The following is a 12,782-nucleotide window of genomic DNA, read 5'->3' on the forward strand; positions in this document are numbered from 1 at the left end:
GGTTGTGACCGGACACCGCGCGGATCATTCCACCGGCTTGCGGTTACAATGGACGTTTTCCCCTGCCTGGTTACCCGAAATGTCCGAAGCCATCCGCCTGTCCAAGCGTCTCGCCGAGCTGCTGCCCTGTTCGCGCCGCGACGCCGAGCTGTACATCGAGGGTGGCTGGGTCACGGTCGACGGCCAGCGTGTCGAGGAGCCGCAGTTCAAGGTCGATACCCAGCGCATCGAACTGCTGCCGGGCGCCTTCCCCGAGCCGATTCCGCCGGTAACCATCCTCGTACATAAGCCGGTCGGCCTGGGCAGCGGCAATGGCGCCAACTCCGCGCAGCAACTGCTGACGCCGGACAAGCGCTGGAGCGAGGACAACCTGCAGCAGCGTCTGCTGCGCAAGCACTTCGGCCACCAGTTCAACACGACTGTGCTGGAGACCGATGCCAGCGGCCTGCTGGTCTACACCCAGAGTCGCGGCGTGCAGCGCCGGCTGGTGGACGAGGCGGACAACATCGAGCACGAGTACGTGGTCGAGGTCAGCGGGCAGATCGCCGACAACGGCCTGAAGCGCCTCTGCCGCGGCATGCTGATAGACGGCCGCGAACTGCCGCCGCTGAAGGTCAGCTGGCAGAGCGAGACCCGCCTGCGCTTCGCCGGCAAGCAATTCCGCCCCGGCCAGATCGCCGCCATGTGCCGCGCGGTCGGCCTGCAGGCTCTGTCGATCCGCCGCTTGCGCCTGGGCGGCGTGGCCATGGGCAAACTGCCCGTTGGCCAATGGCGCTTCCTGCAGCCGGGCGAGAAGTTCTGACCGTCTACCCGACCAAAGTCGCGGGCGCCCGCGAATAACCAGGGCGCCCTTCTAATCCGCGGCTTACAGCCGCTATCGATAACATCGATAGTCACCAGTCGACGCATTCAGTTCTCTTGATAGTCCGCGCGCGGCATCTTTGCCCCATCAACTCGCTGGCAGGAGATTCGCCGGCCCCGCAGTCGGGCCGCAGGGGCGAACAAGCTACTCGCGAGACGCCCCCAAACGGATCGTCAAGAGGACACCACCATGCAAGTCATTCTCGATTTCCTGCTGCTCGTTGGCTCCCTGGTGGAGCTGCTGCTGTACGTCGCCCTCGCCAGCGTCGTACTCGCTACCACGCTGCTGGCCGGTGGCATCGCCGTGCTGACCCTGCGTTCGCCGGGCTCGGCCGTGATCATCCCCGACCGTCGCCCCTCGGCCAGCCGCCAGCCGCGGCCGGCGGTGAAGCATCAGCTGGCCCGCCCCGTACTGGTCGCCGTAGCGAACGAACCGATCCTGGCGAAAACCGCGTGAAGCCGTCCTCGCAAGCGATTCAGCCCGGGTAGCGCCCGAGTGCGGCCCCCAGGTCGCGCTCGAGATCCCCGTCCCGCTGGCCGCCGTTGTCCATCATCCAGCGCACCCGCTCCAGCGTTTCCGGCGCCGACATATCACCGACAAAGCGCTGCGACTCCTCCACCAACGCCGCCTGATCCGCCGCCGTCACCTGCTCCACCAGCGCCTTCACATGGGCGACACCCGCTGCCGGGAAGGCCGCAATGCGTCGCGCCAGGGCGTCGCAGAACCCTTCCAGTTCCGCGTCCGCCAACGCCCGGTTGATCCAGCCGTAGCGCTCTGCCGTATCCGCATCGAAATCCTCGCCACCCAAGCAGACCTCCAGCGCCCTGCCCCGCCCCAGCATTTGCGCAAGGCGTACCGTGCCACCCGCACCGGGCAGCAGGCCGACTGCCACTTCCGGCTGGCCGAGCAGCGCGTGCTCGCGGGAGGCGAAGCGCATGTCCAGCGCCAGGAGGAATTCGCTGCCGGCGCCCCGCGCGCGGCCGCGCAGTTCGCCGATGGTCACCTGCGGCAGCCGGCTGAAGCGGCTGAACAGCGCGCTGAGCGGGCTGGCCATGCCGGCGGGCAGCTTCATCGGCGGCGCGTCCAGCTGGCTGCCGAGATCGTAGTGGGCGAGGAAAAAATCCGGGTTGGCACTGCGCAGCAGCAGCACGCGGGTATCGCTATCGCGTTCCAGTTCATCGGCCAGGTGCAGCAGGTCGATGACCATGGCGCGGTCGACCAGGTTGATCGGCGGGTGACGGAAGCTCACCACGGCAACGCCGTCGCGGTCTTCCCGGGTGAAAGTGCGGTAGTTGCTCATCGATGGGCCTCCGTTGCGAAGGCCCGAGGATGCGCCGGGGCGCGCGTGGCGCCCCAGCACTATCGATGCGCGGAATGGCCGGTCAGTGGTGGCCGATGCCCTGGTCTTCCAGATGGTCGGCCTCGAACAGGGTCTCCAGCTCCTTGCGCGCCTCGCGGGCGGTCTGGATCACCGCGGTCTCATCGTCGTAGACGCGGTACTGGGCCATCAGCACCGCTTCGTCGTGGCGCTTGAAGCGGCGGATGCGCGCGGCGACCTGTTCCTCGGTCAGGCCCAGACCGGTGAGCAGCAGGCGGCTCATCTCCAGGCTCGAGTGGAAGGTCTCGCGCACTGGCGTCGCATCGGCGTCCAGCAGGTGGTAGACGTGCTGGCGGTTACGCGCCCGGCCGATGACTTTCAGGTGCGGGTAGAGCTTGCGCACCAGCCGCGCCGTCTCGATGTTGGTCTGCGGGTCGTCGGTGGCGACGACGAAGAACTCGGCCTTCTCCACCTGGGCAGCGCGGAGGATTTCCGGGCGCAGCGGGTCGCCGTAGAAGATCGGGATATTGCCGTAGCTGCGGGTCAGCTCGATGGTGTCCACCGAGGTATCCAGGGCGACGAAGGGCACACCCTGGGCGCGCATGATACGGGCGACCACCTGGCCCATCCGGCCCATGCCGGCAATCACCACGCGCGGCGCGTCGTCCGGCAGTTGGCGGTATTCGGGCGGCGGCTCGCGCAGCACGGCGGGCTTGGACTTGATATTGCGCGCCAGGGCCAGCACCAGCAGCGGGGTCATCGCCATGGACAGGGTGATGCACAGCACCAGCAGCGAGTGCAGCTTGCCGTCCATCAGCCCCTGGGCCAGGGCCAGCTTGAACACCACGAAGGCGAACTCCCCGCCAGCGCCCAGCAGCACGCCGAGGCGGATCGCCGAGACCTTGTCCAGGCCACCGGCCAGACGGCCGATGAGGAACAGCAGCGGCAGCTTGATGCCCACCAGCAGCAAGGTAAGGCCGAGCACCACCAGCGGCTCGCTCTTGAGCAGGCCGAGGTCCGCACTCATGCCCACGCTGATGAAGAACAGGCCGAGCAGCAGGCCCTTGAAGGGTTCGATCTGCGCTTCCAGTTCGTGGCGGTACTCCGAGTCCGCCAGCAACAGGCCGGCAAGGAAGGCGCCCAGGCCCATGGACACACCTGCCCACTCCATCAGCCAGGCGGTGCCAACCACCACCAGTAGCGCAGTGGCGGTGGACAGGTCGGCCTGACCGGTGCGGGCCACCGAACGGAACACCGGGCGCAGCAGGAAGCGCCCGCCGATGACTACCACGGCGATGCTGCCGACCACTTCCATGACATGGGCCAGGTCACCGCCCGGCGCCGCCGAATCGGCGCGCGCGCCCAGCAGCGGGATCATGGCGATCAGTGGGATCGCGGCGATGTCCTGGAACAGCAGGATGGCGAAGCCGAGGCGGCCGTAGGGGCTGTTCAGCTCCTTGCGCTCGGCGAGAATCTGCAGGCCGAAGGCGGTGGACGACAGCGCCAGGCCGCCGCCCAGCACCACGGAGGTATTCACCGGCATATCGAAGGCCAGCACCGCGACGCTGCCAATGGCCAGCGCGGTAAGCAGCACCTGCGCCAGGCCAACGCCGAAGACCTGCTTGCGCATCACCCACAGCCGCTTGGGCGAAAGCTCCAGGCCGATGATGAAGAGCAGCAGCACCACGCCCAGTTCGGACAGGCTGGCGACGCTTTCGGGGTTGTCGATCAGCCCCAGCAGCGACGGGCCGATGAACACCCCGGCGAGTAGGTAGCCGAGCACGGCGCCCAGTTGCAGGCGCTTGGCCAGCGGCACCATGAACACCGCCGCGAGCAGGAAGACCACTGCCGACTGCAGGTAATTCGTCCCATGTTCCATCGATCAAGACTCCTTGGAAGGGTTGGGGCGAAGCGAAGATCCACCCGTGTCGTTCATCTCACACATCCAGCGCCACGCCCTCGGCCAGCAGGTGCCGCTGGAATTGCCCGGCCAGGGCGTCCACCTGGTCCCAGGGCTGCTCGTAGCGCTCGTCCAGCGCGACATGACTGCTGGCGCGCACACGGGCCTCGAGCCCGCAGTGCTCGTAGAAGGTGTTCACCGCGGCGACCATCGGCTCGCGCTGGTTCTCCATCAGGATGGCGCCGTGGGCCAGCACCACGTAGCGCCCGTCGCTGGGCCGGCGGCGCCAGCGCTGGGCGGTGCCCACCAGCTTGCGGCCGCCCAGATTGACGTTGTAGCGGCCATCGCAGAAAGCGCCTTCCACTTCCCCCAGGCTCGGATCGAGGCCCAAGGCCGCCAGCCAGTCGCACAGCGGCTGGCACAGGCGCAGGTAGGCGGTCTCGATGCGCGTCTGCTCGTTGTCCCCCGGCGGGATCGCATAGACCAGCGCGACGTTGAGCACGCCGGCGGACTGCGGGACCGGTTCGCCACCGGTGTCACGCAGGGCGATCGGCCAACCGAGCCTGGCGCAGGCGGCCGCGGCAGCGGCAAAGCCTTCCAGGCGGCTGAGCCGGCGCGGCATTACCAGGGACTGTTCCAGCGGGCTCCAGAACAGCAGGCCGCTGTCGCGCTCACCGGCGAAGGTGGCGTCGAGCAGGGCACGCTCGGCGTCCAGGCCCTGTTGCGCCGACAGTCGTTGCACCTTGTTCATAAGAGCGACCTTGGGTTCATGAGAGCGTCCTTGGGGTAAACCGGGTTGCGGACTATGCCCGCCGAGGGCTTATCCGACAATGTTCCAGGCCAATTTGTTGCCGCGTTCGGAAATTTCAGCGTAGCGGGCTGTGACTGCGCCGACGTCGTGCCGAGTCACGTCGACTTCAATCCACACCGCAGCGAAGCGGCGCTGCGTCTATCCTGCTACTGGCCGGCACTTGCGCAGGAGGCCAGAACCCGTGTCCAGGACGTTGCTTCAGCGTCTGCACCACGCCATTGCAGTCAACGACGCACTGGCGCTGCCGATCGCCCGGGAAAACCTGCGGCGCCTGTACTTCTCCGCCCTGCTGGCGGTGCCCTTCGACTTGGTCCACATCCTGGTCTTCCGCCTTAATCTGCAGGGGTCCAACCCCGAATATGACGGCTGGCGGCTGGAGATCATCCGTGTCCACGCCGTGGTCGCCGTGCTCTTCAGCCTGCTCGGCCTGCTCGCCTGGATGGCCTCCCCGCCCCGACGCCACGCGCCTCTGTGGTACATGCAGACCCTGACCGTGCTCGGCAGCATCCTGCTACTGGGGTTCGGCATCGCCATCACCGGCGCCGATCAGCAGGTCACCAGCAGCATTACCCCGTTCCTCATGGCCTCGGTGGCCACCTCGCTGATCATCCTGTTGCGCCCGAGCCTGGCCGTCACGCTCTATATCCTCGCGCTGGCCGCCTTCGAGCTGACCATGACGCTGACCCAAGCCAGCCCACAGCTGCGCCTGTCGAACCAGATGGGCGGACTGACCATCTGCGGCATCGGCCTGGTGCTGTCGTTCATCCTCTGGCACGGCCATGTGCGCAACCTGCGCCAGCGCGAGTTTCTCCGCCAGCAACGGCTGGAGCTGGAGGAAAAGAACCGCCAGCTGGAATACCTCGCCGGCCACGATCCCCTGACCGGGCTGTTCAACCGCCGCCAGTTCGACCAACTGGTGGGCATGGAACTCTCGCGCGCCGCCCGCCAGCCGGCACCGATCAGCCTGCTCATGGTGGACCTGGATCATTTCAAGTTCATCAACGACCGCTACGGCCACCCGCTGGGCGACGAGGTCATCCGCCATACCGCCAGCCTGCTGAGGAACTACACCCGCACCGGCGACAGCGTGGCGCGCCTGGGCGGCGAGGAGTTCCTGCTGCTGTTGCCCGACACCTCACAGCCCCAGGCACGAGTCATCGCCGAGAAAGTTCGCCGGCTATTGGAAGAAACCCCGTTGCCGATGAAGGACGGCCTGCTCTACCTCACCGCGAGCTTCGGCATCGCCTGCCTGGAGGCAGGCATATCGGGCACCTATGAGGGCCTCTACGCGGCGGCTGACAAGGCGCTGTACAAGGCCAAGGCGAGCGGACGCAATCGGGTGGAGGTGATAGAGCTGGGGACGGAGATGGGGACGTTCGATTGAGAGCATCAGCCCGTTGTCAGAGACCGATCCTCCCTGAGCTCCTGCGCCTGGATCAGCCCCCCTAACCCGCTCCCAGGGGGCCGGTGAAGGGTGAAACCATCGCGCCAGACGGCACGACCTGCCCCTTCTCCCTCGGGAGAGGGCTGGGGTGAGGGGGAACGCAGCGGTGGATTCAACCGGAGAAGACAGTTCGTAGGGTGCATAACGCGCCAGCGTTATCTACCGCGAGGCAACCAGCGGATAACCCGTTCCGGGTGACTCGCCCTACGAACTGATATGACCGGCGGGCATCGACGTTTCTGGATACGCCAAGCCAGTCACCTCTCCCTTCGGAGCGGGGCGCGCAACCAGGGTTAGGAAGAGGGTGGCGGGCGGAGTCGTAGAGCCAGGGTTCGCTAGCAAGCTCGCTCCTAGGACAAGCGCGCTGTATGCGTTACTGCGCGTACTTGCGCGTCAGCCCCGGCGGTACGCCGCTGCTGTCGGTCTCGGTCCAGGGGCCTTGCGGGCCGACACCCCAGTACCAGCCGTTGTCCCAGTGGTAGTAGGTGCGCTGACGGTAGAAGAGGTCCTTCTGACCTTGGATCACATAGACGCCGAGGCTGGCGTCCCAGCGGCCCTTGCCGCCGGGCGGCGGGGCGAACTGGGTCGGGCGCTTGGCGGCCGGTGCAGCGCTGGGCTGCGGGGTGATCGGCGAGCTGGAAGTCCTGGCCGGCGGGATCGGCTTGCTCGGCTGCGAGGGCGGAGGTATCTGCGAAGGCGGTTGCTCCGGCTGCTGCGGCTGCACCACGCAACCACCCAGTACCAGCATGGCACCCAGCGCCAGCAATCTGCCCTTCATCGCTCAACCCTCTCTTGTCGTGATTACTTCTGATCCGGGCTGTCGATTGTCACGCTCTGCTCGCCCGCCTGGGAAGTAGACAACGAAGCACTTCGTCCGATCCATTCCCCCGCAGTGGCATTGCCGGCGCGGGAAACGCGCGCGACCAACTGCACCTGCGGGTGCTGGGAGAGCTTGAGCTGCGGCATCATCGCGTCGGCGTCGCTCAGCGAAACCTCGCTGGGCAGGTCAGAAACTTTCAGGCGCTTCACTGCCAGAGGCATCGGCGGGCCGCTCACGGCGCGAGCGAAGACGAACACGCTGTCGTCCGGCTTGACCTGGCCCTTAACCGCGTCGGTCAGGTCGACCTTCACCTTCAGCGTCACGCCAGCGGTGGCGGCGGCAACCGGCGCCTCAGGCGGAGTCTGGCCCTTCTCGACCATGCGCTGGCGAGCGCGCTCGATGCCACCGGCGATGGCATCGCGCGACGGATCGTCCTGCGGCAGCACGCTGACCAGGCGACCCCAGTAGTCGATGGCGTCAGCGTATTTCTCGTCCTCGAACGCGGCGATGCCGAGGAGACCGAGGGTGGTAACTTCCTGCGGGTCCTTCTTCAGTGCTTCGTCGGCGAGGTCGCGCACTTGCTGGCTGAGCGCCTTGTCGCCGGCGAAGTACAGCGCCTGGGCCCACTGGCCGAGCACTTCCGGCTGGCGGCCGGAGAGGCGCGCGGCCTGTTCGAAGGCCTTGGCGGCATCGGCGGCGCGGTTCTGGGTCATGTAGGTGCGGCCGAGGAAGTACCAACCCTCGGCAGAATCCGGCTGAGCCTGCAGGGCGCGCTCCAGGCGCGCGGTCATCTCTTCCATGGACTTGGGCGCGGTGGCGAATTCGCGGGCCAGCTCGACCTTGTCGCTGGCGCCCCAATGCAGGTAGAGGCCCAGCGCGAGGAACGGCAGGACCACTGCTGCCACCAGCGGCGCAGCGCGGCCGAGGCGGGAGCGGCGATCATCGCCGGCACCTTCGGTGTCGGAGAGCAGTTCACGGGCCGCTTCGGCGCGGCCGGCCTCGAACTGCGCAGCGTCGAGGGTGCCGGCGTCACGCTGGGCACCCAGTTCCGCCAGGCGTTCCTGGTACAGGGCGACGTTGAGAGCGGTGCGGTCTTCCTCGGCCTGGGCCTTGCGGCCGCGCAGCAGAGGGATGAGGAGGAATGCCAGGGCCACCAGCAACAGCAGGCCGGCGGCGAGCCAGAAATCGATCATTTGTCTTGGTTATCCAGCAATTGGTCGAGACGCGCCTGCTCCTCGGCGGACAGCGTGGTGGAAGTGGCAGCGGCCGGGCGACGGCGGCGCGCGACAATGGCGCCGATGACGATCACGCCCAGGCCCAGCAGCGCGGCCGGGCCGAACCAGAGCAGCCAGGTGCGCTCGCTGACTTCGGGCTTGTAGCGCACGAACTCGCCGTAGCGGTCGACCATGTAGTCGACGATCTGCTGGTTGCTCTTGCCGGCCGCCATCTGCGTATAGATCTGCTTGCGCAGGTCCGCGGCAATCGGCGCGTTGGAGTCGGCGATGTCCTGGTTCTGGCACTTGGGGCAGCGCAGTTCGGTGGTCAGGTCGCGGAAGCGCGCGCGCTCGGCGTCATTGGCGAACTCGTAGGTGTCGATGGCGGCGTGGGCGATACCGGTCAGGCACAGCCCCAGCGCTGCAGCAGCAAGCAGACGTTTCATTTGCCCTCCGCCTCGTCGACCAGGCCCTGGTAGATCGGCGCCAGCTGTTCACGCCAAACCTTCTCGTCGACGGCGCCGACCAGCTTGTGGCGGATGATGCCGTCCTTGTCGATGATGTAGGTCTCCGGAGCGCCGTAGACCCCCAGGTCGAGGCCCAGGGTGCCCTGGGCATCGGCGATGTTCATCAGGTAGGGGTTGTGCAGCTCCTTGAGCCACTTCTGCGCCGCGGCGCCATCGTCCTTGTAGTTGATGCCGTAGATCACCACGCCCTTGGCGGCGAGGTCGGTGAGCACCGGGTGCTCGAAGCGGCAGGTCGGGCACCAGGTTCCCCAGACGTTGACCAGCGCTGGCTTGCCCTTGAGGTCGGCCTCGGTGTAGGTCTTGCCCGGCTCGGTGACGCTGGGCAGGGAGAACGCCGGGAACGGCTTGCCGATCAGCGCCGAGGGTAGCTCGCTGGGGTCCAGCCACAAGCCACGAAAGAGGAATACCGCGACGACCAGGAAGATCGCCAGGGGCAACAGCAGGATCGCACGCTTCACGCTCAGGCTCCCTGTCCGGCGAGGCCCAGGGCCTCGCGTACACGCGTTTTCACTTTCAGGCGGTAGCGCCGATCCAGCGCCGCCAGCACGCCGCCCAGGGCCATCAGCAGGCCACCGAGCCAGATGAAGCGCACGAAGGGCTTGATGTGCACGCGCACGGCCCAGGCGCCGTTGTCCAGCGGCTCACCCAGGGCGACGTAGAGGTCGCGGGTCAGGCTGCCGTGGATGCCAGCCTCGGTCATCATCGAGTTCTGCACGCTGTACAGGCGCTTTTCCGGGTGCAGCACGGCCACTTCCGAACCCTTGCGGGTCACGCGGATGGTGCCCTTGTCGGAGGTGAAGTTCGGCCCCTCGAAGTGATGGGTGCCCTCGAAGCGGAACTGGTAACCGGCCAGCTCCACCGACTCGCCCGGCGCCATGCGCAGGTCGCGCTGGGCACTGAACTGGCTGGTGAGGACCACGCCGATGGCGCAGATGGCGATACCGAAGTGCGCCAGCTGCATGCCCCAGTAGCTGCGGTTCAGGCCCGCGGCACCGGCGATCACGCCCTTGTGACGGACCTTGTCGAAGAAGTCACGCACACCGGCCAGCACGACCCAGGCGGCCAGCATGAACACCGCCAGCACTTCCCAGTGCAGCTCGCCGTACAGGAAACTGCCGAGACCGCCCAGCACCACGGTGCCGATCAGCACCGGGGTAAGCATGTTGCGCAGCCAGCGGGTCGGGGTGTCCTTCCAGCGCACCAGCACGCCGACCGCCAGGGCCAGCATGAGGATGGCAATCAGCGGCACGAACAGCGCGTTGAAGTACGGCGGGCCGACCGACAGCTTGGCGCCGCTGATGGCGTCGAGCACCAGCGGGTAGAGGGTGCCCAGCAGGATCATCGAGGCGGTGACCACCAGGATCAGGTTGTTCAGCAGCAGCAGGGTTTCGCGGGACCACAGGGCGAAGCCGACCTGGCTCTTGACCACCGGCGCGCGCAGGGCGAACAGCGTCAGTGAACCACCGACCACCACCAGCAGGAAGGCGAGGATGAACACGCCGCGCTCGGGGTCCGAGGCGAAGGCGTGCACCGAGGTCAGTACGCCGGAGCGGACCAGGAAGGTGCCCAGCAGGCTCAGCGAGAAGGCCGCGATGGCCAGCAGCACGGTCCAGCTCTTGAACACGCCGCGCTTCTCGGTCACCGCCAGCGAATGGATCAGCGCGGTGCCTACCAGCCAAGGCATGAAGGAAGCGTTTTCCACCGGGTCCCAGAACCACCAGCCGCCCCAGCCCAGTTCGTAGTAGGCCCACCAGGAGCCGAGCACGATGCCGATGCCGAGGAAGGTCCAGGCCACCAGGGTCCACGGACGCGACCAGCGCGCCCAGGCAGCGTCGAGACGGCCGCCGAGCAGTGCGGCGATAGCGAAGGCGAAGGCCACCGAGAAGCCCACGTAGCCCATGTAGAGCATCGGCGGGTGGAAGATCAGGCCCGGGTCCTGCAGCAGCGGGTTCAAGTCATTGCCGTCCGCCGGCACCTGCGGCAGCAGGCGGCTGAAGGGGTTGGAGGTGATGATCAGGAACAGCAGGAAGCCGGTGCTGATCATGCCCATCACGGCCAGCACGCGGGCCAGCATCACTTCCGGCAGTTGGCGGGAGAACACCGACACAGCGAAGGTCCAGCCGCCGAGGATCAGCGCCCAGAGCAGCAGCGAGCCTTCGTGGGCGCCCCACACGGCGCTGAACTTGTAGAACCAGGGCAGCGCGCTGTTGGAGTTGCTGGCGACGTAGGCCACCGAGAAGTCATCGTGAAGAAAGGCCCAGGTCAGGCAGCCGAAGGAGAACAGCAGGAAGGCGAACTGCCCCCAGGCAGCGGGGCGCGCCAGGCTCATCCATTGGCGGTCGCCGCGCCAGGCGCCGACCAGCGGGAAGAAGGACATCACCAGCGCCATGCACAGCGCAAGGATCAGCGAGAGGTGGCCGAGTTCGGGAACCATGTCAGTTGCTCCCCTGTTGCGGCGCGGCGTTGCCGCTCTGGCTGGCTTCGTAGTGCTCCAGCTTGCCGCTGTCCTTGAGCGCCTTGGTGACTTCCGGCGGCATGTATTTCTCGTCGTGCTTGGCCAGCACTTCATCGGCGGTCAGCACGCCGGCTTCGTTGATCTTGCCCAGGGCGACGATGCCCTGCCCTTCGCGGAACAGGTCCGGGAGGATGCCGCGGTATTTCACGGTAACTTCCTTGGCGAAGTCGGTGACCACGAATTCCACGTCCAGCGAGTCCGCCGAACGCTTGAGCGAGCCCTTCTCAACCATGCCGCCGGCGCGGATGCGCGTGTCGTGCGGGGCTTCGCCATTGGCGATCTGGGTCGGGGTGTAGAACAGGTTGATGTTTTCCTGCAGGGCCGACAGCGCCAGGCTGACGGCGACGCCAACGCCGGCGACGATGGCGAGGACGATGTACAGACGCTTCTTGCGGACCGGATTCACTTGCTGGCCTCCCGGCGCAGACGACGCGCCTCTTCTTGCAGGTAACGCCGGCGCGCCACGATCGGCGAGACGACGTTGATCGCCAGGACCACCAGGCAGATGGCGTAGGCGGACCACACGTAAGGGCCATGGTGACCCATGGCGAGGAAATCGGAGAAAGACTCGAAACTCATAGCGCGCGCTCCACCTCGGCCTTGACCCAGCTCGCGCGGGCTTCGCGCTTGAGCACTTCCAGGCGCATGCGCATCATCAGCACCACGGCGAAGAAGCAGTAGAAACCGGCGACCATCATCAGCAGCGGGATCCACATCTCCGGCGGCATCGGCGGCTTCTCGGTCAGGGTGAAGGTGGCCGGCTGGTGCAGGGTATTCCACCAGTCCACCGAGTACTTGATGATCGGGATGTTCACCACGCCGACGATGGCCAGCACCGCGCAGGCCTTGGCCGCGCTGTCGCGGTTGGTGATGGCCTGGCCCAGGGCGATGATGCCGAAATAGAGGAACAGCAGGATCAGCATCGAGGTCAGGCGCGCGTCCCAGACCCACCAGGCGCCCCAGGTCGGCTTGCCCCAGATGGCGCCAGTGACCAGCGCGACGAAGGTCATCCAGGCGCCGATGGGCGCGGCGCACTGCACGGCGACGTCAGCGATCTTCATCTTCCAGATCAGCCCGACCGCGCCGGCCACGGCCAGCATCACGTAGCAGGACTGGGCGAGGAACGCCGCCGGCACATGGATATAGATGATCCGGAAGCTGTTGCCCTGCTGGTAGTCCGGCGGCGCGAAGGCCAGGCCCCAGACGGTGCCGGCAACCATCAGCAGGATCGCGGCGACCGCGAACCAGGGCATCCAGCGTCCGCTGATCTCGTAGAACCACTTGGGCGAGCCAAGCTTGTGAAACCAAGTCCAGTTCATCATCAGGCTCTGTAATTCAAAGCTCTAGTCTGCCGCCGGTGCCGCTTCGAGA

General features: G+C 66.8%; 14 protein-coding genes. 3 read left to right on the plus strand and 11 right to left on the minus strand.

The window, feature by feature from the left end:
- The first annotated feature begins 79 nt into the window (after window positions 1-79).
- Together ACIPK7_RS08175 and ACIPK7_RS08180 are read left to right on the plus strand one after the other, a co-directional pair.
- Entirely contained in the window at window positions 80-802 is a 723-nt protein-coding gene (locus tag ACIPK7_RS08175; protein ID WP_401087072.1) for an RNA pseudouridine synthase, read from the plus strand.
- A gap of 249 nt (window positions 803-1,051) precedes the next feature.
- The gene (locus tag ACIPK7_RS08180) at window positions 1,052-1,318 is read left to right on the plus strand and encodes a hypothetical protein (protein WP_192431978.1); all 267 of its coding nucleotides are present in this window, start codon (window positions 1,052-1,054) and stop codon (window positions 1,316-1,318) included.
- A 19-nt stretch (window positions 1,319-1,337) separates the two neighbouring features.
- On the opposite strand, the gene ACIPK7_RS08185 is transcribed toward ACIPK7_RS08180, so the two are convergent.
- From ACIPK7_RS08185 to ACIPK7_RS08195, 3 genes are all read right to left on the minus strand, one after another.
- Window positions 1,338-2,162 (minus strand): enoyl-CoA hydratase/isomerase family protein, encoded by an 825-nt coding sequence (locus ACIPK7_RS08185; RefSeq protein ID WP_192431977.1) that lies wholly within the window; start codon window positions 2,160-2,162, stop codon window positions 1,338-1,340.
- Window positions 2,163-2,244: 82 nt separating this feature from the next.
- Window positions 2,245-4,059 carry a monovalent cation:proton antiporter-2 (CPA2) family protein gene (locus ACIPK7_RS08190; protein WP_401087074.1) on the minus strand — a complete coding sequence of 605 codons (1,815 nt, stop codon included), beginning with the start codon at window positions 4,057-4,059 and terminating at the stop codon, window positions 2,245-2,247.
- A 58-nt stretch (window positions 4,060-4,117) separates the two neighbouring features.
- Entirely contained in the window at window positions 4,118-4,831 is a 714-nt protein-coding gene (locus ACIPK7_RS08195; RefSeq protein ID WP_401087076.1) for a biotin/lipoate A/B protein ligase family protein, read from the minus strand.
- A 241-nt stretch (window positions 4,832-5,072) separates the two neighbouring features.
- Here ACIPK7_RS08195 and ACIPK7_RS08200 point away from each other — a divergent pair, with 241 nt between their 5' ends.
- Window positions 5,073-6,275 carry a GGDEF domain-containing protein gene (locus tag ACIPK7_RS08200; protein ID WP_192431974.1) on the plus strand — a complete coding sequence of 401 codons (1,203 nt, stop codon included), beginning with the start codon at window positions 5,073-5,075 and terminating at the stop codon, window positions 6,273-6,275.
- A 433-nt stretch (window positions 6,276-6,708) separates the two neighbouring features.
- Here ACIPK7_RS08200 and ACIPK7_RS08205 read toward each other — a convergent pair whose 3' ends face one another.
- Genes ACIPK7_RS08205 through ACIPK7_RS08240 form a run of 8 tightly spaced genes read right to left on the minus strand, consistent with a single transcriptional unit; the run spans window position 6,709 to window position 12,733 of the window.
- On the minus strand, window positions 6,709-7,113 hold the full coding sequence (locus ACIPK7_RS08205) for a hypothetical protein (RefSeq protein WP_401087078.1): 405 nt from the start codon (window positions 7,111-7,113) through the stop codon (window positions 6,709-6,711).
- A 23-nt stretch (window positions 7,114-7,136) separates the two neighbouring features.
- Window positions 7,137-8,348, minus strand: a complete 1,212-nt coding sequence (gene ccmI / locus ACIPK7_RS08210) for a c-type cytochrome biogenesis protein CcmI (RefSeq protein ID WP_401087080.1) — start codon at window positions 8,346-8,348, stop codon at window positions 7,137-7,139.
- The gene (locus ACIPK7_RS08215) at window positions 8,345-8,815 is read right to left on the minus strand and encodes a cytochrome c-type biogenesis protein (protein WP_192431971.1); all 471 of its coding nucleotides are present in this window, start codon (window positions 8,813-8,815) and stop codon (window positions 8,345-8,347) included. Before ACIPK7_RS08215 ends, ccmI begins: the two co-directional genes overlap by 4 nt.
- The gene (dsbE, locus tag ACIPK7_RS08220; RefSeq protein WP_015476576.1) at window positions 8,812-9,354 is read right to left on the minus strand and encodes a thiol:disulfide interchange protein DsbE; all 543 of its coding nucleotides are present in this window, start codon (window positions 9,352-9,354) and stop codon (window positions 8,812-8,814) included. Before dsbE ends, ACIPK7_RS08215 begins: the two co-directional genes overlap by 4 nt.
- Before the next feature lie 2 nt (window positions 9,355-9,356).
- Window positions 9,357-11,330 carry a heme lyase CcmF/NrfE family subunit gene (locus ACIPK7_RS08225; protein ID WP_401087083.1) on the minus strand — a complete coding sequence of 658 codons (1,974 nt, stop codon included), beginning with the start codon at window positions 11,328-11,330 and terminating at the stop codon, window positions 9,357-9,359.
- Window position 11,331: 1 nt separating this feature from the next.
- Window positions 11,332-11,817: a cytochrome c maturation protein CcmE gene (ccmE, locus tag ACIPK7_RS08230; protein WP_045212029.1), complete on the minus strand. Its 486-nt coding sequence runs from the start codon at window positions 11,815-11,817 to the stop codon at window positions 11,332-11,334.
- A complete protein-coding gene (gene ccmD / locus ACIPK7_RS08235; protein ID WP_081519307.1) occupies window positions 11,814-11,990 on the minus strand; it encodes a heme exporter protein CcmD in 177 nt (58 codons plus the stop codon). Before ccmD ends, ccmE begins: the two co-directional genes overlap by 4 nt.
- A complete protein-coding gene (locus ACIPK7_RS08240) occupies window positions 11,987-12,733 on the minus strand; it encodes a heme ABC transporter permease (protein WP_088416741.1) in 747 nt (248 codons plus the stop codon). Before ACIPK7_RS08240 ends, ccmD begins: the two co-directional genes overlap by 4 nt.
- Between the last annotated feature and the right edge of the window lie 49 nt (window positions 12,734-12,782).

Source organism: Pseudomonas sp. NPDC086581 (genome assembly GCF_044746165.1).
Classification (GTDB): Bacteria; Pseudomonadota; Gammaproteobacteria; order Pseudomonadales; family Pseudomonadaceae; genus Pseudomonas.

Bases quoted from the DNA above. Each gene is read 5' to 3' on its own strand.
- ACIPK7_RS08175 (WP_401087072.1), top strand. From the start codon at position 80: ATGTCCGAAGCCATCCGCCTGTCCAAGCGTCTCGCCGAGCTGCTGCCC.
- ACIPK7_RS08180 (WP_192431978.1), top strand. From the start codon at position 1,052: ATGCAAGTCATTCTCGATTTCCTGCTGCTCGTTGGCTCCCTGGTGGAG.
- ACIPK7_RS08185 (WP_192431977.1), bottom strand. From the start codon at position 2,162: ATGAGCAACTACCGCACTTTCACCCGGGAAGACCGCGACGGCGTTGCC.
- ACIPK7_RS08190 (WP_401087074.1), bottom strand. From the start codon at position 4,059: ATGGAACATGGGACGAATTACCTGCAGTCGGCAGTGGTCTTCCTGCTC.
- ACIPK7_RS08195 (WP_401087076.1), bottom strand. From the start codon at position 4,831: ATGAACAAGGTGCAACGACTGTCGGCGCAACAGGGCCTGGACGCCGAG.
- ACIPK7_RS08205 (WP_401087078.1), bottom strand. From the start codon at position 7,113: ATGAAGGGCAGATTGCTGGCGCTGGGTGCCATGCTGGTACTGGGTGGT.
- ccmI (WP_401087080.1), bottom strand. From the start codon at position 8,348: ATGATCGATTTCTGGCTCGCCGCCGGCCTGCTGTTGCTGGTGGCCCTG.
- ACIPK7_RS08215 (WP_192431971.1), bottom strand. From the start codon at position 8,815: ATGAAACGTCTGCTTGCTGCTGCAGCGCTGGGGCTGTGCCTGACCGGT.
- ACIPK7_RS08225 (WP_401087083.1), bottom strand. From the start codon at position 11,330: ATGGTTCCCGAACTCGGCCACCTCTCGCTGATCCTTGCGCTGTGCATG.
- ccmD (WP_081519307.1), bottom strand. From the start codon at position 11,990: ATGAGTTTCGAGTCTTTCTCCGATTTCCTCGCCATGGGTCACCATGGC.
- ACIPK7_RS08240 (WP_088416741.1), bottom strand. From the start codon at position 12,733: ATGATGAACTGGACTTGGTTTCACAAGCTTGGCTCGCCCAAGTGGTTC.